Raw genomic sequence first — 21404 nt, 5'->3', positions numbered from 1 at the left:
GCGCAGCGCAAACTCGTCGACCATCAATAGGCGCTCCATCCGATCAGAGGCGCCATTGGTGTCAATCCACAGCCGCGCCCGGTCCGCCGCCAGCGCCCCGCGCCGCTTGCGTCAAGGGCCGCGCCCAGAAATCCATATGCCGCCAGCGCGCCTCTTCGCTGTACAAACGGTTTCGCAAGCGCAAGTAGTCGGAAAAGCGGGTGAAAATGCCATTCTGGTAATCGTGCATGGCCTGGGGATTTCCACCCAAATCATTCGCCACCGCCCGCCCCGCAGCCTCTCCGTCTTGCAAGGCTTTCAAAATGCCATGCGCCGTCAATGGGTCATAGCTGCACGCCGCATCGCCCACGGCCAACCAGTCCCGGCCCGCCACATTGCTCAGAATGGCGCTGGGCGCGGCCGCCACCCGCACCGCGCCCGGCATGGAGGCGGGACGCGCGCGCAGCATGACCGGCCATAGATGGCGGGTGCTTTGCAATGCCGCCATCCACGCCACCGGGCCTTGCGGCTTTGCGGGATTTTTGCGGTCCGTCGCATAAGCCGCGACTATCCTGCCGCCCGGCACGCCAGCCGCGTACCACCAGCCATTTTCCACCGCCTCCAGCCAGGAGCGCGCGGGAAAGGCCATGGCATCATCACAGTGCAAATAGGCATATGACACGTTCAGGCAGTCTATTTCGTTGCGCATCACGCCAAGGCGTCTCGCCACGACGGCGGCGGCCCCGCTGGCATCCAGCACAAAGTCCGCCCGTTGCAGGAGCGCCTGGCCTTCCCTCTCCAAATCCAGCAGCCAGCCACCGGTGTCGCGCCGCGCCAAGCCGCGCAAGCGGCACCCCTTCCATAAGCGGGCACCGCGCTGTTGTGCCGCCGCCAACATGCTCGCGTCGAAAGACTGGCGATCCAAATGCCAGCCGCAACGGTGCGGATCAATCAGGAAATCATTGAAGCCCCAGCCGTCTCGCCCCCAGCACGCAGCGCTGCCCACACTGGGCAAGTGCCCCTGGGCCAGAAAGTCATTCCACACACCCAGGCTTTGCAAAATCGGCGCGCACGAAGGCGGCAGGCACTCTCCTACCCGATCCGCCCTCCCGCCTGAGTCGCTGTCCAGCATCAGCACCCCATCCACGCCGCAAGCCAGCAAGCTGAGGGAAGCGGCGCAGCCTGCCACGCCTGCGCCGATGACCGCGACACGGACGGCTTCCGCTTCCGCCACATCGCATGTTTGCAGCGCCAGGCTCCGCGTCGTCAAACCTTCCCCTCAGGCTCAGGCGGCACGGAAGCCGTAGGAAACGGCTGCACTGGCGGTCCCTCCTCCGGGCCCCACTGGCTGGACACCTCCAGGAACAGCTTGCCGCCATAGCTGCCTCCCTGCGCGGATGGAATCTGCAAGCCTTGGATCACAAAGCCGGTCTTGTTCCATTGCCGCATATAATCTGCATGCTCTCGGAAGCTGCCCGCTCTGGCCGGGTATTCCGTCTCGGTTCCGACTCCGCGGATGGAAAACACCTGATTGCCCAATTTCCAGGTTCCCGTTGCCGGGTCGTAATCGCAACTGGACTTGGGAAACACCTGCACCGGGCGCTGCGCCGGCCACGACCAGAACAGCACATTGTTAGGGTATGGAGTGCCGTTGCCATCTACATTGATGGGATTCGGCTTGGGCAGGTGGACTGCGCAGGAGTTGTAATCGGTATGCCAAGGCACCGACATGAACTTGGAAAGATCGCCCGGCTCCACCGCTCCGATTTGCCGCGGCACATAGCCGCAACGCAGCACAGGCTCGCCGCTGTCGATGTTGGCGTAATCGATCCGAGCCTGATTGATACGGAAGGGGCCGCAGTCGCGCTCGCGCCAATTCTGGATGTACAGATTGCGGTCCCGCACCGGGAAAGACACCTCGATGCCCGGGCTGTAACGGCCGCCCAAACAGTTGGCCAGCGCGGCATAGTCCAGTTTCTCTCCCACGCTCAAGGGCATCGCGTCTTCGGCCGAAAACTGCTGTTTGTGCCAACACTGCAAAAAGAAATATTGGCTGCGGGTCACTGTCAGGAAGCTCTTGCGAGCGTCGCCCAAAGACAAGGGCATCAGCGGCCGGCCCGTTTGCATTTCCTGGGGCGAGCCTTCCGGATTGCGGATCAGTTTTTCCAAGTCCTGAATGATCGCGCCGGGATCCGTCGTGGGCTGAATGGCGCCCACCCCATCATGGGCATTCACAACATGGTTCGGTAAATTGGTGCCCCAACGCTGCAACATGGCCGCCCGGAAAATAGGCTGCACCTGATGGCGGAAACAGGGCTGATACTCGCCATGGTTGAATGCGTTACCACGGTAGAGGCTCGGCATCAAATCGAGTTCACGCACCCACATGTCGAAAATATCGTCCCAGGCGGACACGACATTGCGGATTTGCGGCGCATAGCCGGGATCGCCAGTCACCACCCAGGCACCATGGGCCTCGCAGCTTCCATCATCGAACACCACCACCGCATTGACCGGGCCATCTGACGTATCGTCAAACCACAGTCCATTCTCGGTTGAGTTGGCCAGGCTTGGTGGCAGCCCCGTTGCCGATAGCTTTACCCCCGCCGTATGGCCAAAACCCCCGGTGACGAGCAAGCGCCCTTGGGCATCGACTCGCAACTCCCCCAGGGAGGCGATCGGCCCCAAGGGCTGCTCCAGATACGGGTGGGCATCATCGGGAAAATGTTGCGGGTAATCCAAAAACTGGATATTGCCCTTGCCATCGGCAAAACAGGCGCGTTCACGCTTCGAAAAGGCCTTGGTTTTGCCTTGATCATGAAAGGCGCTGATGCTGCGCGGGCCAGGATCGATCACCAAATCCATGCAACGCTTGGCGTTGCTCAGAATTTCGCGCCAATACGGCGAGCCATTCGTCGTCGGCAGCAATGGGAAGTTGGGCGGCAGATTGGGATAATAGCCATTGCGCAGCGGCACGCTGGCTGGATCGTCATAGCCATCCAGCCCATCGCTCCCGATGGCGAAGTTGTTGAGCTTCTTGTTCGCCACATGCACGGTCCAAATGATGTCCTTCACTATTTTGGCGCCTAGCCGGGCACCCAGCACCACTTCCACCGGCTGAGCCTGCGGACCCATCGGATACTGATTCAGATGCTCGCCCTTTAGATAGGCGAAGATGCGAAAACGCGCCGCCTGCCGCTTGACCAACCCTTGCGCGTCGCGAAAATCGCTTTCGTCGATCGGCGTATTTTCCGTGCCGGCCTTGATAGGCAAACCACCCAATAGATCGCTATCCGGCAGGCTTTCGCCAGCAGGTGTTTCTGGCGCAATGTAGAACTCATCGCTGCTCCCCACGCGCGCGATATTAATGGCCGGGTGCACCCGCAGAATGTAATCGCTCATCAAGTCATCCTCCTTAGTTCGACTTCTTCGACGATTGCAGGTCGAAATACAGATTGTTCATGATGTGGCTGATGCTAAGGTTCTTCCCAGGCAGGGTTTGTTGCCCCGGTCCGCCGTAATGCGGCATGGTCTGATGGCAGGCAAAACAGTTGTCCATGCTGCTCTGCGACTGGGTGAACGTTTCGATGGCAGCGTTGGACAACCTCGTGGATCCGGCCAGCACCACCCCGCACTGGTTGGCGCCGGGCTGGAAGTTGCAATTTGCTTGCAGCGGCTTACCCTTCTGGGTATCGAACCAGATGGCCCCGACTTCGAAATAATTGTTCCACGGCCCCTCGAGCTTATTGCGCACCGCGGTATTCAGCGCCTTGATATTGGCGGCGTTGGCTGGCTGCTTGTCCGGACCGCTGCCGTACGGATACATCCGGCACACCTGCGTGACGGGAGTGAATGTCTGGCGGGTCTCATCCAGCTCCAACTTGCCGCTGGACGCCAGGTTCTGATTGCAAGCGGAAAGCGGCGTGTTCTTGGCGTAAAAACTCCAGTCCCGGTCCGAAACCGGCGTTTTGGGGTCTTGTATCGCTCCGGCATCGACATCCGGCGCGTTGTCGACATGCTCGAAGGAAGCCCAGATCATTTCTTCGTGATGCCGCGTGGTGCCGACAACATGTAAGCCAACCAAGGCCAATACAACCTCTTGAGGGTAAGTTCGGTCTAATTCGAATCCCTTCCCGCGCTTCTTAAGCGGATATACCTCCGCCGTTCGCGTATAAAACTTGTGGGATACGTCATTGCGTTTCTGTTCCTCGCTTGACAGCACCTTCCAAGCCGCCTTCAAGGTCAATGTTCCTACCGGATAGTTAATGCCCGGATTGAAATCGCGGATGCGTTCCGCGCTGTTCAGGCCCTGCTCTTTGACGAAGTTGGCGAAAACATCATTCAGATACATCGAGTAGTAAACAAGCCGGCCATTCTGGTCGACCAGCATGCCATCCGGCCCCGCTTGCAGGTATTCGTCTAGCGGCCTGTCATCCTTCAAGTTCAGCGCCGGCAGGAAGCTGTCGGCCGATGACTGGGACTTGCCTCGCAGGATACGGGGGTCCGGAAAGGTAAGGAAACGCGGCAGAGTCTGCCCCTGATGATCTGGGTCTGGCAGCGCCTGCGTCAGCCACAGAAACATTTGCCATGACCATTGATGGAAGGCGCAATTGCTGGCGTCGGCAGCGAACTGTCCGGAGTTTGGCTCCAGCGTCTGCCGATGGGGAAACCATCCCTCTTGAGGCAAACAGGAATTTGCGGCCTTGCCTGCCACCGCCACCGCGCTATTTTCGGGCGAATACGCCTGCTCGGCCCCGATCACACCGCTCAACAACGCGGCGCCGCCAATCGCCAAGCCCAGCCACGCCTTGGTGCGCAAGGAGAAAATCTTCATTGGATGTCTCCATGAATGCGTAGAATACGATCGCAGCCGGCCTACCCAGCAAGCTGCAAAGAGAGTAAGTGAGAAATACTCAAACCGTGGAACTCAATCCATACAATCAGGCGCGGATCTACTTCGATCCCATCTGCCGAGAAAATCACCTCATGCCTTGCAGGCACACCCTTCTGCATTTTCGGTGCGCCTATACATCCAAGCAGCCCTACCATCCATTCAGGCATGGATGCGCTTGCCGCCAGTCCACTGCGATATGCAACTTGCCATGACTTGAATTTGGCAATGCTGGCTTTCGCAGTTTTATTTTCGCCAGACGCCAAAGCATGGCGCTTAACATTTCAATGCAATCACATGCTATGCCAGTCATAGCCAAGCCAGAAGACGCCGCTTTTGCACAAGGGCTGGAAAGATTTGCCGCAAGGATATTAATTTCTCCTTGCGCCAACAAAAGACAATTCATTTGTCATTTTAAATTAGGCGCACACAGCCTAGCTATGTCATAGTAATAAGTATGAATCAGATCGCTTCTGCACCTCCCGACGCAGGCCTTCGTGGCCTGCGCGTCCTGATCGTCGACGACAATGCGCAGGACCGCATGCTGCTGATGGATTTTTTGTCAAGGCACGGTTGCCGCCTTTACATCGGCGAGGATGGCCGGGATGGCTATCACAAAGCGCAGGCAGTGCAGCCGGATGTGATCCTGATGGATATCTCCATGCCGCGATGCGACGGGCTGACCGCCTGCCGGTTGCTGAAAGCCAATCAGCAAACCTCCACCATTCCGCTGCTGTTTCTCACCGCGTCCGCACTGCCCAAGGAACGGGTGGAAGGCTTGGCCGCCGGCGCGGTGGACTACGTCACCAAGCCTTTTGATTTCGAGGAAGTCCGGATGCGCTTGTGCATCCATCTGCGGATGACCCCGCCTTGCTCGCAGCCGCCGGCCGCGCCGGCAGATAAAAGCAAAGAACCCAAGGCGGGCGGACTGGACGGGGTGCTGTACCGCTCCGCTCGCAAGTTGCTGCTGGCGGCGCTGGATGTCACGCCGGAGCTGGCCGGCTTGGCGCAGGCGGTGGGCACCAACACCCGGCGGCTGAACCAGGCCTTTCGCAGCTGCGCGGGCATGACGGTGTTCGATTTCCTGCGCGAGGCCCGGATGAAGGAGGCGCGGCGCTTGCTGGTGGAAACCGACCTGCCGGTGCAGTCGATCGCGCAGGCCACCGGCTATGGCAACCCGGCCAATTTTTCCACCGCGTTCAAAGACAGGTTCGGCTGCCCGCCTACCAGCCTGCGCCATGCCGGAGATGCGGGCGCATGATCTGGCGCGCCTGCTTGCTCTGGCTGCTGCTGGCCTGCTGCGGCTGGGCCGGGGCGGCCGTCCCTGTCGATTTGGCCGGCGCGCCCGAGCATGTCCAGCCAAATGAAAAACTGGACATCATGCGGGAGCCGGGCAAGCGCTTGACGCTTACCCAGGCGCTCGCGAGCCCCAACTGGCAGGCCGCCACGCTCAAACGGCTGACAGCCGGCTTCTCTTCCGACACTTATTGGCTGCAAGGGCAGCTTGACAATAGCGGCAGCCAGCCGGTGACGCGCTGGCTTTCCGTCGGCTCGTCCCGGCTGGAGGACATCCGTTTTTATCGGCTGCCGCCGCATCATGTTCAGGTGGAGCAGGCCATCCTGGCGGGCACCCGCATTCCGCTGGCCCAGCACCCCGTTCCCGCGCTGCTGTCGGTGTTTCCCATCACCTTGGCGCCGGGTGAAAGCATCCGCTTTGTCCTGCGCATCCGCAGTCGTTCCATCATCAGCATTTCGCCTGAGCTATGGACGCAAACGGCCTATCGCGCCAACCAGGACCGACAGCTGGCCATGGAAATGCTGCTGGTCGGCTCCATGCTCACCATTGCCCTGTACACGCTGGCCATGGGTCTGGCGCGTCGGGACCGGATTTCGCTGCTGCTGGCGGGCATGGCGTTTTGCGTCTTAATGGCCGATCTTTCCTTCCAGGGATATCACTATTACTACCTGATGCAAGGCGGCGGCGATGCGGTTTTACGCATGACTGGCGTGCTGCCCTGCCTGGTCGTGGCGTTTGTGCTTGCCTTGATGATGCGCTTCATCGAAGCCGGCGGCATCGCGCTCTGGCGCTGGCTATACCGAGCATCCATGTCCGGGCTGGCGGTCTGCGCCGCGGGCACTGCCTTTGGCGACTACAGCATGTTCATTTATGCCTTGAACTGGTTGTTGGTGCCCTGCCTGATTTTGATCTTTGGCAGTTGCCTGCACCGATGGCGGCAAGGTTCGCGCGAGGCCAGGCTGTTTTTCCTGGCCTTCTGCCTGTACAGCAGCCGCGCCATTCTGAAAATGGCCGTGGGGTTTGGCCTGCTGTCCGAATCCATGATTGGCGGGGCGGAAATCATCTGGGGCAATCTGTCCATCATCCTGCTGCTGCTGGCCGTCAACATTCGCCGCCAACGGCAGTTGCGGCTGGAAAAGCAGCAAGCTCAGGATGCCTTGCTGGATGCTCGTTTAAAAGAGCAGGAGCGTCTGCAGGACGCAGTGGACGAGCGCACGCGGGAGTTGCAGGGCGCCTTGATCGCCGCCGGCGAAGCCAACCGCGCCAAATCGGACTTTCTGGCCCGCGTCAGCCATGATCTGCGCACGCCGCTCACGTCCATCATCGGCTTTGCCGACCTGATTCAGGCCGGCGGCCACAGCGATGCCGAGCGCGGCGGCATCATCCGCCGCAGCGCCACCCATATGCTGCAAATGATCAATGATCTGATCGACTACGCGGCCGGTGCCTCGCCTAACGCGGTGAAGAAAGAGCCGGTTTACATCCATGCGCTGCTTCAAGCGATTGCGCAGGAACACGAGAGCCTCTCGATGAAAAAGGGCAACCGTTTCCTGCTGGAGGCGGGCGCGGAGTTGCCCCCGGTGTTGGAGCTGGATGGCAAGCGCGTGCGCCAGCTATTGGGCAATCTTCTGGACAATGCCAATAAGTTTACCCAGTCGGGCCTTATCATTCTCGCCGTCGATTACCGTCGGCATCTTGCCGGGCAGCCTGGCAAGCTGTCGCTTACGGTGAAGGACTCGGGCTGCGGCATTGCCGTTGAGGACCAGCGGCGCATTTTCGAACCGTTCCTGCGGCTGAGCCAGGCGCGCTCCCAGCCCGGCATCGGCCTTGGCCTGTCCATCGTCAAGCAATGGGTGGAGCGCATGGGCGGCGCTCTGCAGATCGACAGCGCGCCGGGGGCCGGCACCGCGGTCAAGATCACGCTGACGGCGCCCTCCTTGTCCGAGGCGGACATGGACAGCTATTGCAGGCCGGATGCGCTGGGCGTGCTGCCGCAGATAGACGGAAAAGGCAAAACGGTCTGGCTGGCGGAAGATACGCCCGACATCCGACGCTTGCTGGCCGATGAGCTGACGGGCCAGGGTTTTGCCGTGGACGCTTCGGAAAATGGCTTGGAACTGATCCGGAAAATGCAGCGACTGAGCTCCTCGCCCGATTTGATACTGACCGATCACATGATGCCCGGCGCCAACGGACTGGCGGTACTGGCCGAAGCGCGCCAACGGCTGCCCGGCGTGCCGGTGGTGGCCATTTCCGCGCTGCCGCAACCGATAGGGCCGCAGAGCTACGACGCCAGCCTGCTCAAACCGATCAACCTGGCGGAACTGCGCAATACTTTGGCCAGCTTGTTGCAACTAGGCGGCCCACCTTTCGCCGAGACGCCGCCCGACGCTAGCCATGCCCAGCGGCCGGATGCCAGCCAGCTGGAAGAAGCCCGCCGGCTGATTAGCCTTGGCGCCATGACGGATCTGCTGGATTGGGCCGAACACATTGCCCAGGACAACCTGCGCTGCCAGGATTTCATCGAGCGGCTGCGCCAATTGGTCAGGCAAGGAGAGCTGTCGTCTTTGCAGGCGCTTTGCGAAGAATAGCTACGCCTGGCCGGTCAGGCAAAAGGCCTTTGGCATTCAAAAGAAACAAAAATAAAATCAAAAGCATAAATCATTGTCGGCATCGACATAAGCCTGTAGCTCCGCTCCCCCGCCGGGTAGAATCATTGCAGGGGGAATGCGCTTACGCGCGCTCGCCGTGACAAAAACAGCCATGCCGCCCTTTCTCCGGCGGCATGCATAATCAACAATAAAGAGCGGCGGGGCCGCGCCCGGCCCTGCGGCGAGCATCCGTGGGAAACGCCATGTCCGACAGCAAAATCTCCATCGCCCTGCCCCACCCGATTCGCGTCGCCTTGCTGGACGACCACCTGATGATCCTGCACGGCCTGAGCGGCCACCTGGCCGGCGTGGCCGGCCTGCGCGTGGCCGGCAGCTTCACCGCCAGCAGCCAGCTGATGCAGGCGCTGGCCGGCGGGCTGGCAGCGGAAACCGACGTGGTGGTGATCGACTACGCGCTGCGCCCCGACGACATCGACGGCCTCAACCTGATCCGCGCGCTGCGGATACGCTTTCCGCGGCTGCGGCTGCTGGTGATGTCCGCCTACTACACGCCCGCCACGGTGGCGCTGGCCCTGCGCGGCGGCGCCCATGGTTTCATCGGCAAGGAGCAGGGGCTGGACGAACTGGTGGCGGCGATCCGCGCGCTGGCGGACGGGCGCGACTACCTCAGCCCGGAGATGTCGCGCGAATTGCATGCCCGGCTGGAGGCATCGGACGCGCCGCAAGGAGCAAGCCCCACCCTGCTGGACCACCCCGACCTGTCGCCGCGCGAGCGCGAAGTGCTGCGCTGCTGCCTGCACGGACTGTCGGTGAGCGATATCGCCGCCAAGTTCTCGCGCAGCGTCAAAACCATCAGCAACCAGAAGCAGTCGGCGTTGAAAAAGCTGGGCCTGCGGCGCGACAACGAGCTGTTCCAGCTGCAGCAGCGTCTGGAGGAAAAATGAAATCCACCGCCCGGCTGGCGGCGTGGCTGGCCGCCGCCCTGCTGCTGGACCACGGCCAAAGCCTGGCCAGCCCGTTCAATCCGGCCGAGCGCGCCTGGCTGGCGCGCCACCCGGTGGTGCGCTACGCGATAGACCCGCACGGCTGGCCCATCGAATATCTGGAGCAAGGCGAGCACAAGGGCCTGACCCAGGAGTACCTGCAACGAATAGGCGACATCAGCGGCATCCGCTTCCAACTGGTGCCGGTGCAAAACCGCTTCCAGGCGATGACCATGATGCTGCAGGGCAAGCTGGACCTGCTCACCGCCACCTCGCCCAAGCTGATTCCCGCGCCGTTCAATCAGCAGATGCTGTTCACCGACCCCTATTTCTCCGGCAGCACCCTGCTGGTCACCCGGCCGGACAAGCCCATCGTGTTCGACCCGGCCAAACTCAGCGGCAAGACCGTCGCGGTGGAGCAAGGCGACCCCTACGAATACTTCCTGCGCCAGTACTACCCCGACATCCGCATCGTGCCGACGGCCACGCCGCTGGCCGCGTTGGACGCGGTGGCGGAAGACCGCGCCTACGCCGCCGTGGGCCTGGACGCCACCTTGCAGGCGGTGATCCAGCGCCGTTATTACGGCACGCTGCACATCGCCGGCAGCGTCAGCGAAATGCCGCGGCTGGTATCGATGGCGGTCAACCTGCGCCAGCCCATGCTGCGCGACATCATCGATAAATCGCTGGGCCAGCTCACCGCCGAGGACACCGACGCCATCCTATACACCTGGCTGCGCACCACCGACTACGGCATGCCGTCGTGGGGCTCCATCGCCCGCTACTACGCTTTCGAGCTCAGCGCGCTGGCCGCCGGCTTGCTGGCGCTGGCGCTGCTGGCCCAGCGGGCCCGCGCCGCCCAGCGCGCCGCCCAGCGCAGCGAGGCGGAAAAATCGCTGTTTCTGGCGGTGATGAGCCATGAAATCCGCACGCCGATGAACGCCATCCTGGCATCGGTGGAGCTGCTGCGGCGCGCCGCGCTGCCGCCGCGCGAACAAGAGCTGGCGGCGCTGGCCAACGCCTCGGCGGTGAACCTGCTGGAGCTGCTGGACAATGTGCTGGACATCTCCAAGCTGGACGCGCGCAAGCTGGCGCTGGAGCCGGTGGCCACCGACATGGCGGCGCTGGCCGGCAGCGTGGCCGCCGTCTACCGCCCCTGCGCGGAAAAAAAGGGCTTGAAACTGACGGTGCAGTTGAGCGGACTGGAGCGCCCGCTGCTGCTGGACCCGGTGCGCATGCGCCAGATCCTGAGCAATCTGCTGAGCAACGCGGTGAAGTTCACCCACCAGGGCGAGGTGCTGCTGCGAGTGGATCTGCGGCTGGCGGAAGGAGAAAGCGGCGCGTTGCTGGTGACAGTGCAGGACACGGGCATCGGCATCGAGCCGGAACAGCAATACCGGCTGTTTTCCGCCTTTTCCCAGGCCGACGACACCACGCGCCGCTACGGCGGCTCCGGCCTGGGGCTGGCGATCTGCCGCCAATTGGTGGAGTTGATGGCCGGCAGCATCACGCTGTCCAGCTTGCCGGGGCTAGGCACCACTATGACCCTGCGCCTGCCGGTGGACTGCCTGCCGCAGCCCGCCGCCAAGCCGGCGGACATCGACGCCGCCCCGCCTTCGCAGCCGGCGTCGCCAAGCGCCGCGGTCCTGGTAGTGGAAGACCAGCCGGCCAACCGCTTCGTCATCGCCCAGCAACTGCGGGAGCTGGGCTACCGCGCCGAAATGGCGGAGGACGCGCCCGCCGCGCTGGCGCTGCTGGCGCGAGGCCAGCGTTTCGCCATGGTGCTGCTCGATTGCGACCTGCCCGGCATCAGCGGCTACGAGCTGGCTCAGCGGCTGCGCGCCCATCCGGCGCTGCAGCCGCCGCCCCATCTGCCCATCGTCGCCATTTCCGCCACCACCGGCATCGCGCACCAGCAACGCTGCCTGGAAAGCGGCATGGACAGCTGCCTGTCCAAGCCGCTGCGGCTGGAGCAGCTGCGGCAGATCCTGGCGCTGTGGCTGGAAACTCCCGCCGCCTCGCCAGAGGAACAAGCCGATGCTACGGCCTCGTCCGACGCCGACCTGCAACGGATATTCCGCAGCAGTTGCGGGGAAGACGCCCAGCTGCTGGAACAGGCGCTGCAGGCGCGCGACTGGCCGGTCGCCATCCACCACGCGCATCGGCTGGGCGGCGCGGCGCTGTCCACCGGCCACGCCGAGCTGGCCGATGCCGCGCGGCAGATGGAAGCCTTGCTGCGGCAGCCGCAAAAGGACGACGCCGCGCTGCGCGAACAGCTAGCCCGGCTGCGGCAGGCGCTAGGCTAGGCGGCGCGCCACCGCGGCCTCGACATCGGCGACGGTGCGGATGCCGACGATGTCCTCGACGCCGATCTCGATGCCGAACTCGTCGTTCAGCATCATCACCATGTCGAGCAGCTCCAGCGAATCGGCGCACAAATCGTCCACCAGCCGCGACGCGGGCTGGATCCGGCCCACCTCCGCCCCCAGGCTGGCGCCCAGCACCGCCAGCACCCTGGCCTCAATCGCGCGCGGCACGGCTGCGCTCCCGAATGGCGGCGGCGTCCAGATGCTGGCCGTCTACGGTGAGGACCACCGTGGACGCCGGCGTGGCGGGCTCGCGCCGTCTCGCTTCTTCCGCGGCGTCCAGCCCCAGTCCGGCCAGCAACTGCGCCACCAGCGGGTTGGCCGGCTCGCCGCGCGGCAGCAGCGCCGTTTCGCGCGCCAGCCGCCTGCCCAGATCGACCAACGCCTGCCGCCGCGGATGGGCGTCCAGCAAGGACAGCAGTTGGCCCAGCCTGGGCGCTACCGCGGCGTCGCCGTCGGCGAAGCGTTGCAAGGCCCGGCGCTGGTCCAGCTGCGCGCGCGGCAGCAGCTCGTCGCGGCTGCGGTCGAATTCGCGCCGGAGCGGCCACGGCGTGGCCGGGTCCGCCTCCAGCGCTTCGCGCAGCGCGCTCATCAACAGCAGCGCCGGCGCTTGCGGATCGCTGCGAAACGGGTAGCCGCGCAGGTAGTCGGCGGCGGGCAGGCGCGGCGCGGCGCCACGCAGCGCGATGCCGGCGAACGGCGCGCCATCCTGGGTCGATATGGATGGGCCGGCGTCCGGAGGCGGCCCCGGCGGCAGGTCCGGGGCGGGTCCGGCAGCCGGCATGGCCGCCAGCCCCCACTGCAGCAACCGCTGCACCGCGCTGTCTTGCGGCCATTCGCCGCGCGCGAGATTGGTCAAGCGCGCCAGCCGGCGCACCTGGCCGCGCAGCTGCTCGCTTTGCGGGTGCCGGTTAAGCCCCTGCTTCAGCACCGCCCACTGCGCAGCATCGACAGGCGCTTCATATGGCTGCCGCGCCTCGCCCGGCGCTTCGCGCAATGCCGCGTCGCGCGCGCGCGCCAGCGCGGCGAACGGCGAATGCGGGTCCATCTCGCTGGCGGCATCCAGCCTTAGCGCGCTGCGCATGTCCGCCACCAACGCCCTTGCCGCCGGGTGAGCGTCGTCCCGGCTTTGAAAACCGATGGAGCGCAGCACCGCTTCCGGGTAATAGCTGCGCCAGGCCGGGAATGGCGCCGCCTGACCGTGGCCATCGGCCTGGGCCGGATTGGGCGGCGCGGGCTCAGCGGCTGCCGGATGGGTCTGGACGGCGGCATCACGCGCCAGGCTGGCGGCCGGCGGCGGCGGCTTGCCGGATGCAGCCGGCTCGGCCCGCGCCTTGCCGTCGCCGCCCGGATCGCGCCGCAGCTTGAGCGCCAGGGACAGCGGCGTCGGCGCGCCGCGGCCGCGCCGGCTGTTGTCGATATGGCGGCTGTTGTCTATGTGCCGGCTATTGTCGATATGGATGTCGCCGATGCGGATGTGGACGCCGCCGGCCGCCTCCGGCTTCGCCGCGCCGTCATCAGCGGCCGGGCTGGCCGGATCGGCCCTTCCCTCGGCCGGCGGCTGCAGCTGCGCCAGCACATTGCGCATCAGCAGCGGCAGCACTGCCACCGTGTCCAGATCGCGCGCCAGCTTGCCCACCCCCAGCCCGTGCAGCTGCACCAGCTCGTCGCGGCCTTGCCGCAAGGCTTCGAAAGCCTGATGCGCGGCGCGGTCGAACACGCCGGTCAGTTCACGCACGCAGGCTTCGTCCAGCTTGCCCGCCAGTTGGTGCTCCAGGTATTGCCGCACGAAAGGCAGCACCTCCCGGTTCATGAAATCGGCTCCCAGCCGGGCGGCGTCACCCCCCAGCCGCAGCGCGGCGAATTGCGCCAGCTGATGCTCCAGCCGGGCGCGCAGCTGGTAGCCCTTGGCGGTTTTCGGCGTCCACGGCCCGAAAGCCGAACGCTCGCCCAGGCCGTCCTTGAGAATCTGCGCGGCGTATTGCCGCGCCTGCCCGTCCAGCGCGGCCCGGGCTTCCTCGCTCAAATCCGGACTTTGCGCCAACCGGTGGAACACTTTGGCGAATTCGGCGATTTCCAGCTTGGCATAGGCATTGGCGGAGGACTGGTACAACTGGCGCAGCCGCTCCGGTTGGCTGGACTGGCCGAACAGCGCCTCCAGGCTGCGGTTGGCGAAGTCGGCCTTGAAACCCTCCAGCCCCACCGCCGGCGCGGCGGCGGCGCCGCGCATCCTGCCGGCCAGCGGGGTTTGCGGCCCCGGCTCCCGCGCGGCGGCCGCAGACAGGTCCGGGCAGGAGGTCGATCGTTGCAATGTGATGGTCATGCGCGCTCCCGGAAGTTCGGCGTCAGATCTGCAGGAAGGACTTGGCGGTTTCCAGGCAGCTGCTGATGGTGCTGCTGAGCACCTTGACCAGGTTGTCGAACAGCGAGTTGGCGTTGCTGTATTTCTGGGTCAGCGTCTGCAGCGTGTTTTTCAGCTTTTCTTCCTGGGCGTCGAAACCGGCCTTCCAGGACTGGAACTTGGCGTTGTCCAGCTCCACTTTGCCGCTACCCAACTTGTTCAGCTCCGTTGTCATCACGGTGATCGGCCCCAGGTCCAGCACCACCCCGTAACCGCCGCCCGGCAAGGGCTTCACGCAGCCGTCCGGCAGGCCCAGCTCGCTCGCCCACTGCTTGGCTTGCGCCTCGGTGGCCTTGGCGCCCTGTTTGGGAAACAGGATGGCGGCGGAATTGGGCAGGCTGAAATCGGTTTTCAGCTTCTCCAACAGCGTCACCAGCTGGCCGACCTCCAGCGTCACCTTGTCGCCCTTGTCGTTGGACGAAATCAGGCTGCCCAGCTTGGCCAGGATGTCGCTGAACGCCTGGTAGAAGGCGGTGTACTTGCCCACCACATTCTCGTAGACGCCCAGATAGTTGTCGTTGATGCCGCCGATGGCCTTGGCGATGTTGTCCCACAACACGCTGTCCGGATACATCTGGTGATCAGCCAGCGTCGGCGCCTGCTCTCGCAGCAGCTGCGGCGCGGCGTCAAGCGCCGCGTCGTTTTCGGCGGCCATCGCGCTCACCGCTTCCGGCGCCAGACGGTAGCCGGCCGCGCTCAGCCCGCGCAGATTGCCGTCCAGCTGGTGCAGCGCCAAGGCCTTGCGGTCCTGCGTTTCGCCGGCGGGCGGCCGGCCGGCGGCGGCGTCTCGCTGTTGCGACTGCAGCGCGGCGTCCAGCTGCCTGGCGGACTGCAGCGTGGCCTGCATCAGCTTGGCGTTGGGCGGAAGCGGCGCGCTTTCCCCGCGCGGCGGCGCGGTTTGCAGCTCGGCGGCCGGCGCTTCGCTTTGCGCGCGCGCGGCGGAGTACAGCGGAATGGACGGGGTGCGGATCAGGGAGTCGAGCATGAGTCTCTCCACGCCCGCCAGCAGGACGCCGGCGGGCGACAGGGCAGCCAGGGCGCAGCGCCCCGGCCCGGTTGACGGGATCAGGCGCGGATGTTGCCGGCGATGGCGCCCATCGCGGCGCTCTTGGACTGGCTGACGCCTTCCAGGGTCTTCAGCAGATCCTGGATGATGCTGTCGGCCTTGCGGCTGCGCTCGCGCGCCTCGTCGGAGGCGTTGGAGGCCACCCGGCCGGACGCCTGGCTGATCTGTTGATCGGCTTGCTCCAGCGTGGCGGCGTAGCGGCCGGAACCGCCGGCGATGCCGCCGGCGGCGTTGGACGCCTCCATGATGGCCTTGCCAGTGGTCTGCTTGGCCTGCGACTTGAGCCGGGTGTCTTCCAGCGCGGCCTGCTCGGCGCGGGTTTTCACCGGAATGTCGTCGCCGACGCTGCCCAGCGCGGCTTCATGCTGGCTGGCCAGACGCTGATTGCTCGCCTGCAGCGGCACCGCGCCGTCGCGCGCGGCGGCCATGCCGTCCGCCACCCCGGCGCCGGCGCCCGGCTGGGCATTCATCTCGGCCAGGCTCTGGCGGTTGCCCGCCTGCGGCGACGCCAGCTTGATGTCTTTCATGCTGTCGGCGTCCGCGCCCAGCTTGACGCTGCCCTGGCGGCCCAGCGCGCCCTGGATGTTGCGCGCCTCGTCGCCCAGCTTGTTCAGCTTGGGCGCGTTGTTCTTCAGCGCGCCGCGCTCGGCGGACAGGCCGCTGAGCTGCTTCTTGGCGCCGACGCCGGTGACGCCGAACTGGATCGCGCCCTGCGCCACGCTGCTGGACAGATTGGACAGGCCCTCGCGCACCATGGAAGCCGCGGTGCTCTTGGTGGCGTCGAAGCTCACCTGCGACAGCTTGCTGCTCAGGGCGCTGTCGGCGGTGCGCAGCGCCGACATCAGCACGATGGCCTGCGCCAGCAGCGCGGCCATGCGGGTGGACATGCCGCTGATGTCGAAGGCCGGGTCCTTGGCCTCGTCGCCGCGCGCTTTCAATTCCTTGTCGATGAGCAACTCCAGCTTGCCCATGGTCTGCTCGATGCCGGCGGTGAACTGGCGGTCGTCCAGCTTGCCGCTCAGCCAGCGGTGCAGCGCGCCGGCGTCCTCAGGCTTCAGCATGCCTTGCGGCTTGGCGAGTTCGGGCTGGCCCGCCAGCGCGCCGGCCAGTTCGCGGCCGGTTTCGCCGCTGGCGCGCAGCGCCGGCAGCAGGGTGGCGACGGAAATCAGGCCGTCGGCGGCGCGCGCCTTGGGGCTGTCGGCGCCGGTCGGGAGGGAAATGGCGAGGGGGCTGCTGTGATTCAGGCTGATCATATTCTATGGCTCCTCTGGTTCAGGCGTGGCTCTGGCGCAGCACGAAACGGCTGGCTTCCGCGTTTTGCTGCAGCGCGGCGGACATGGCCGCGGTCAGTTCCTGGGTGATTTTCTGGGTGCTGCCGAAGGCTTCCACCGCCTGCTTCAGCCATTGCTCGATCTGCTCCATCGAGGCGCGCGCCAGCGAGAAATCCGCCAACGCTTCCGACGCGTTCTTCATGAACACGCCCTGCGCCACGCCGCCGCCGGCCTGGCTGGCGGCATTGACCACCTCGCCGCCCACCACCACGCGGTTGAGCGTGTTGCGGATCAGCTGCTTGGACAGCTCGTCGGTGCGCAGACCCAGGCTGTTGCCCAGCCGCTGCATGCCCTGGCTGAGCAGCTTGCCGCCGTTGCTGGCCAATTCCTTCAGCAACTTGGGCACCAGCTTCTTGATGGTATCGCCCATCAATTTGCTGAGCGCGCCGCCCAGCTTGCTGGCCGCGCCCTTGCCCACGGTGGCCACCACCACCATCACCACCACCATCGCCACCGCGGCGATGATGGCGCCAGCGATGGCGCCCACCATTTCGGCGGTTTTCTTGTCCACCCCCATGCTTTCCAGGGCCTTGCTCAGCGCCTTGCCTATCAGCTCCATCAAGGGCTTGAGCACTTTTTCCATCAGCGGCTTGAGCGCCTCTTCCATGAAGGACACGCCGGTGGTGGCCTTCACCACCTCGTCGGCCACCATCAAAGCGACACCCACCGCGGCCAGCGCCAGGCTGGCGCCGCCGGTGAAAGCCGCGGCCACGACGCTGACCACCGTCAGCAGCGCGCCCAGAATCTTGCCCACGCATCCCATGACGCGGTTGAGCTCCTCCGCCTTGCGCACCTCTTCCTGGTACTCGGCGGATTTCTTGTCCATCTCTTTTTGCCGGCCTTCCTGCATCGCTTCGAACAGGGCCAGGTCGTTCTTCAGGCTGTTTTCGCTATTCTCGCCCACCAGCTTGGAGAACATCGCCATCAGCATGGTCAGCTTGCCGACATTGCTCAGGTGGTCTTCCGCGCCCTTGCGGGCCGCGTCGGTGTTGACGTTGGCGCCCTGCACCTTGCCCGCTAGCTCGTCCGCCCGCTTGGCCTTGTCCACCGCCACCAGGCGGGCTTTCTCCGCCAGCTCGCCCGCCTGGCCGGCCTTTTGCAGCGCCAGCTGCGCCTCGGCCGCCGCTTGCTGGCTGGCCGCCTTGGCGTCGGCATAGCCCGGGTCGTCCGGCTGCATCGCCTCCAGCTTCGCCTTGGCGGCCGCGGCCTTCTGCTGCGCGGCGTCGGCCGCCGCCTTGGCGGTTTCATACTCGCCTTCGGCGCCGCGGAAGGCCTCGGTGGCGGCCTGCGATTCGGCCACCGCCTGCTGGAATTCCTGCGACAGCTGATTGCCCATCGCCTGCTGCGACTCCATCATCGCGCGCCAGGTCGCCAGACGGCTCTCCAGCTGCGACAGGGAGACATTTCCCAGCAGCGTCATCAGTTGGCCCAGCAGCAGCGTCAGTTTGCCGCTGCCGTCCAGCTCGCGCTGGGCCTTGGGGCTGGGCTGGCTCAGCGCCGGGGTGGCCAGATCGCGCTCGCTCACTGTCGGCTTACCTTCGCCGGCCCGGGTGGCCAGCACCGCCTTCAGCGCCTTGTCGGCGGCGTCGAGAAAGGAACCGTCCTTGCGCACGCTGTCGAAAGCCGCGCCGGCAAGGCCGGGATTGCGCAGATACGCGCTGCCTATGGTGCCTGCGTCACTCATGCCTGCTCCTTTTCCTGCTCGCGGGACTGCCCGTTTTCGGTTTCCTGCAAAGTGTCCAGATACACCTGGGCCTTGGCGCGCAGCGCCTCGTCGGCGCTTTGCTCGCACACCAGTTCGAAACACTGCCTGGCCTTGGCCGCCTTGCGCAGGAACAGCTGGCACTGGCCGGTGAAGAACACCGGCCGGTAGTCGTCCTTGCTCAGCGCGAAGGCCACCGCGTAGAGGTCGGCGGCTTTCTGGAACTGTTTCTTCAGCTGGCAAACCGCCGCCAGGCCCATGATGTAATCGGAGTTGTAGAAATCGTAGATGCAGAGAAAACGGAAAAAGGTCTCCGCATCGTCGAGCCGTCCCTTGTTGTAAAAATCGTAAGCGTGCGCGTACAGGCCTTCCATCATGTCCTGCGGAATCCCGTGCACGTCCTTCAACGTGGCGCCTCCGCTCACGGCTTCCCAGACCATCTCCGCAAAGCGGTCGTCGCTGACGTTGTCATTCGCGTTCATATCTGCTCCTGGTAAGGTCACCAACCCGGCAGAGCTGGCTAGCAACCGCCTGTGTGGCAAGCGGTCGGAATCATTTAAGCGCGGAGCGCGCGGGCAAACATTCAGGAATCGCTCATCCGGCGTTCGGCGGGTTGTCGTCCGGCTCCGGCTGGCCGGCGTTCTCCACCTGCTCCAGCCAGACCAAGAGGCGCAGCACTTCGTCCACCTCCTCCAGGCTGACGAAGGAATAGCGGCGATGGCCGGCGAAGATCCGCCGCGCCAACGGCACGTCGCGCACCACCGGCACGCCGACCTTCTCGGCGTAGGCTCGCACCGCCAGCGCGCGCTGGTTGGTTTCCAGCACCGACACGAAGGGGATGGGCACGACTTCCGGGCGGAAGTAGATGCCGATGGCGATGTGAGTGGGGTTGGCGATGATCAGCCGCGAGTTCTCGATGTCGGACTTCACCTGCTCGGACAGGATTTCCATATGCGCCTCGCGGCGGCGCGACTTGATTTCCGGATTGCCTTCCTGTTCCTTCATCTCGCGCTTCACTTCCTGCTTGTCCATCTTCATGTCCTTCATGAACAGGAAATACTCGGTGATGGCGTCCAGCAGCAGCACCAGAACGATGCAGCCCAGACAGGTCAGCACCAGCGACAGCAACAGCTCGCGCCACACGCCGGCCATGTCCAGCGGGCTGCCGTTGAGCTGGGAAAACAGCAGCTCCTTGTGCTTGCGCCAGATCACCGCCACCGCCGCCGCGAAGCTGGCCAGATAGAGCAGCGCCTTCACCGCCTCCTTCACCGTGCGCAGGCTGAACAGCTTTTTGAAGCCGTTGACCGGATTGAGCGCCGACAGATTGAGCTTCAAGGCCTCGCTGGCCAGCACGAAGCCGCTTTGCAGCAAGGCCGGCAGCGCCGAGGCGGCGACGCACAGCAAGAAAATGGGCAGCAGCAGCTTTAGCCCCAGCCAGGCCACCGTCTTGGCGTAGCCCGCCATGTCCAAGCTGAAGCCGCCGGCGATGGCCTGGCGAAAGGCGCCCATCAACTCCACCAGCGAGCCGAAAGACACCAGATAGGCCACGCCGCACAGGGTGAGACAGGCCACCACCAGGTCGCGGCTCTTGAAGGACTGGCCCTTCTTGGCCGAATCGCGCAGCCGCTTGCGCGTCGGCTGTTCGGTCTTGTTCGACATCTCAGCCTCCGGCCGGCAGCCAGCCGGACAAGGCGCCGGGCTGGAAAGACAGCCGCGCCAGCGCGTCCGGCAGCACCGGCGCGAAATACAGCAACATGATCAGCAGCGCCACCGCGCTCTTCACCGTCAGCGACACCGCAAAGGCGTTCATCTGCGGCGCGAAGCGGGACAACAGTCCCAGCACCGCCTCGGTCAGCAGCAGCGCCGCCATCACCGGGCTGGCCAGCACCACTGATTTGGACACCACCTGATTGAGCAGGCCCAGCAGCGGCGCCAGCGCCGGCATGCCGCCGCCCAGCGGGTCGCACAAGCGGTAGCTTTCGCGGAACAAATCCAGCATCAGCGCCATGCCGCCTCCCTGCAGATAAACCGCGGCGGCGAACAGATTGAACAGATTGGCCAGCTCCGAGGTGTCCACGCCGTTGGCCGGGTCTATGCTGCTGCTCAGCGTCGCGCCGCGCTGGTTGTCTATAATGCTGCCCAGCGCGTGGAACACCCAGAACGGCCAGGCCAGCAGGCAGCCCAGCAGCAAGCCCACCGTCGCCTCGCGCGCGATCAGCGCGGCGAACGACAGCGCGTCGAAGGCCGGCAGCGCCTCCGGCGCGTGCGGCCACAGTCCCAGCGCCACCAGCATCGCCACCGAGGTGCGCACCACCCCGGTCAGCACATTGCTATTGAGGAAAGGCAGGATGAAAAACACCGGCGCCACGCGGGCGAAACCCAGCGCCGCCGCGGCCACCCAGCCGTGGATCTCGAAAAACAGCCCGAACGGCATCGGCTAGCCCCTGGCCAGCGCCAGCCGCATCACCTCGCGGCCGAAGGCGAGCAAGGTTTCACCGTACCAGCCGGACAGCAGGAACAGGCACAGGCTGACGCCGAACAGCTTGATGCCGAACGGCAGCGTCTGCTCCTGCAGCTGGGTGACGGTTTGAAACAAACCGACCAGCAGGCCGATCACGGTGGCGACCACGATGGGCCAGGCCGACATCAGCAGCACCAGGTAAAGCGCCTTGTTGCCGGCGAAAACCAGGTCGTTCATAGGAAAACCTTTCAATCAACAAAAACTGTGCACGCAGGAGCCTAAGGGCAGGACGCATCCGACGCTCCCGCCTTCCCC

Annotated in this window: 16 protein-coding genes and 1 pseudogene; 5 read left to right on the top strand and 12 right to left on the bottom strand. The window is 64.9% G+C overall.

Annotation, left to right across the window (positions count from 1 at the left end):
- Positions 1-61: 61 nt before the first annotated feature.
- The 3 genes from MY55_RS23380 to MY55_RS08410 are packed head-to-tail and all read right to left on the bottom strand — an operon-like array spanning position 62 to position 4813.
- Positions 62-1249 carry an NAD(P)/FAD-dependent oxidoreductase gene (locus MY55_RS23380; RefSeq protein ID WP_122983719.1) on the bottom strand — a complete coding sequence of 396 codons (1188 nt, stop codon included), beginning with the start codon at positions 1247-1249 and terminating at the stop codon, positions 62-64.
- The gene (locus MY55_RS08415) at positions 1246-3381 is read right to left on the bottom strand and encodes a LodA/GoxA family CTQ-dependent oxidase (protein WP_043572091.1); all 2136 of its coding nucleotides are present in this window, start codon (positions 3379-3381) and stop codon (positions 1246-1248) included. Before MY55_RS08415 ends, MY55_RS23380 begins: the two co-directional genes overlap by 4 nt.
- A gap of 13 nt (positions 3382-3394) precedes the next feature.
- The gene (locus MY55_RS08410) at positions 3395-4813 is read right to left on the bottom strand and encodes a hypothetical protein (RefSeq protein WP_065202250.1); all 1419 of its coding nucleotides are present in this window, start codon (positions 4811-4813) and stop codon (positions 3395-3397) included.
- Positions 4814-5327: 514 nt separating this feature from the next.
- Between MY55_RS08410 and MY55_RS08405 the strand changes: the two genes are divergently transcribed.
- The 5 genes and pseudogenes from MY55_RS08405 to MY55_RS08390 all read left to right on the top strand — a co-directional run bounded on the left by MY55_RS08405 (position 5328) and on the right by MY55_RS08390 (position 12068).
- On the top strand, positions 5328-6131 hold the full coding sequence (locus tag MY55_RS08405) for a response regulator transcription factor (protein ID WP_043572089.1): 804 nt from the start codon (positions 5328-5330) through the stop codon (positions 6129-6131).
- Positions 6128-6628, top strand: a pseudogene (locus MY55_RS24595) (7TMR-DISMED2 domain-containing protein); the annotation flags it as partial. The gene MY55_RS08405 and the pseudogene MY55_RS24595, both read left to right, overlap by 4 nt.
- 51 nt (positions 6629-6679) lie before the next feature.
- Complete coding sequence (locus tag MY55_RS08400; protein WP_244270671.1) at positions 6680-8758, top strand: hybrid sensor histidine kinase/response regulator; 2079 nt, start codon at positions 6680-6682, stop codon at positions 8756-8758.
- Positions 8759-9021: 263 nt separating this feature from the next.
- Positions 9022-9723, top strand: a complete 702-nt coding sequence (locus MY55_RS08395; RefSeq protein WP_065202249.1) for a response regulator — start codon at positions 9022-9024, stop codon at positions 9721-9723.
- A complete protein-coding gene (locus MY55_RS08390) occupies positions 9720-12068 on the top strand; it encodes an ATP-binding protein (protein WP_052877945.1) in 2349 nt (782 codons plus the stop codon). Before MY55_RS08395 ends, MY55_RS08390 begins: the two co-directional genes overlap by 4 nt.
- On the opposite strand, the gene MY55_RS08385 is transcribed toward MY55_RS08390, so the two are convergent.
- From MY55_RS08385 to MY55_RS08345, 9 genes are all read right to left on the bottom strand, one after another.
- Complete coding sequence (locus tag MY55_RS08385; protein WP_047236246.1) at positions 12060-12299, bottom strand: acyl carrier protein; 240 nt, start codon at positions 12297-12299, stop codon at positions 12060-12062. The genes MY55_RS08390 and MY55_RS08385 overlap by 9 nt on opposite strands.
- Positions 12283-14451, bottom strand: a complete 2169-nt coding sequence (locus tag MY55_RS08380; RefSeq protein ID WP_065202248.1) for a hypothetical protein — start codon at positions 14449-14451, stop codon at positions 12283-12285. The genes MY55_RS08385 and MY55_RS08380 overlap by 17 nt, the downstream gene beginning before the upstream one ends.
- A 22-nt stretch (positions 14452-14473) precedes the next feature.
- Complete coding sequence (sctA, locus tag MY55_RS08375; protein WP_065202247.1) at positions 14474-15514, bottom strand: type III secretion system needle tip protein SctA; 1041 nt, start codon at positions 15512-15514, stop codon at positions 14474-14476.
- An 80-nt stretch (positions 15515-15594) separates the two neighbouring features.
- Positions 15595-16848, bottom strand: a complete 1254-nt coding sequence (locus tag MY55_RS08370) for an IpaC/SipC family type III secretion system effector (protein WP_081284650.1) — start codon at positions 16846-16848, stop codon at positions 15595-15597.
- A 19-nt stretch (positions 16849-16867) separates the two neighbouring features.
- On the bottom strand, positions 16868-18610 hold the full coding sequence (locus MY55_RS08365; RefSeq protein WP_047257636.1) for a type III secretion system needle tip complex protein: 1743 nt from the start codon (positions 18608-18610) through the stop codon (positions 16868-16870).
- The gene (sicA, locus tag MY55_RS08360) at positions 18607-19110 is read right to left on the bottom strand and encodes a type III secretion system translocator chaperone SicA (RefSeq protein ID WP_043572081.1); all 504 of its coding nucleotides are present in this window, start codon (positions 19108-19110) and stop codon (positions 18607-18609) included. The genes MY55_RS08365 and sicA overlap by 4 nt, the downstream gene beginning before the upstream one ends.
- A gap of 112 nt (positions 19111-19222) precedes the next feature.
- Positions 19223-20287 carry an EscU/YscU/HrcU family type III secretion system export apparatus switch protein gene (locus tag MY55_RS08355; protein WP_047249720.1) on the bottom strand — a complete coding sequence of 355 codons (1065 nt, stop codon included), beginning with the start codon at positions 20285-20287 and terminating at the stop codon, positions 19223-19225.
- 1 nt (position 20288) lies between these two features.
- The gene (gene sctT / locus MY55_RS08350) at positions 20289-21062 is read right to left on the bottom strand and encodes a type III secretion system export apparatus subunit SctT (RefSeq protein WP_065202246.1); all 774 of its coding nucleotides are present in this window, start codon (positions 21060-21062) and stop codon (positions 20289-20291) included.
- A 3-nt stretch (positions 21063-21065) separates the two neighbouring features.
- Complete coding sequence (locus MY55_RS08345) at positions 21066-21326, bottom strand: EscS/YscS/HrcS family type III secretion system export apparatus protein (RefSeq protein ID WP_065202245.1); 261 nt, start codon at positions 21324-21326, stop codon at positions 21066-21068.
- Between the last annotated feature and the right edge of the window lie 78 nt (positions 21327-21404).

It is taken from the genome of Chromobacterium subtsugae (assembly GCF_001676875.1).
In the GTDB taxonomy this organism is placed as follows: Bacteria; Pseudomonadota; Gammaproteobacteria; order Burkholderiales; family Chromobacteriaceae; genus Chromobacterium; species Chromobacterium subtsugae.
This window is presented reverse-complemented; position numbering and strand designations above follow the sequence as displayed.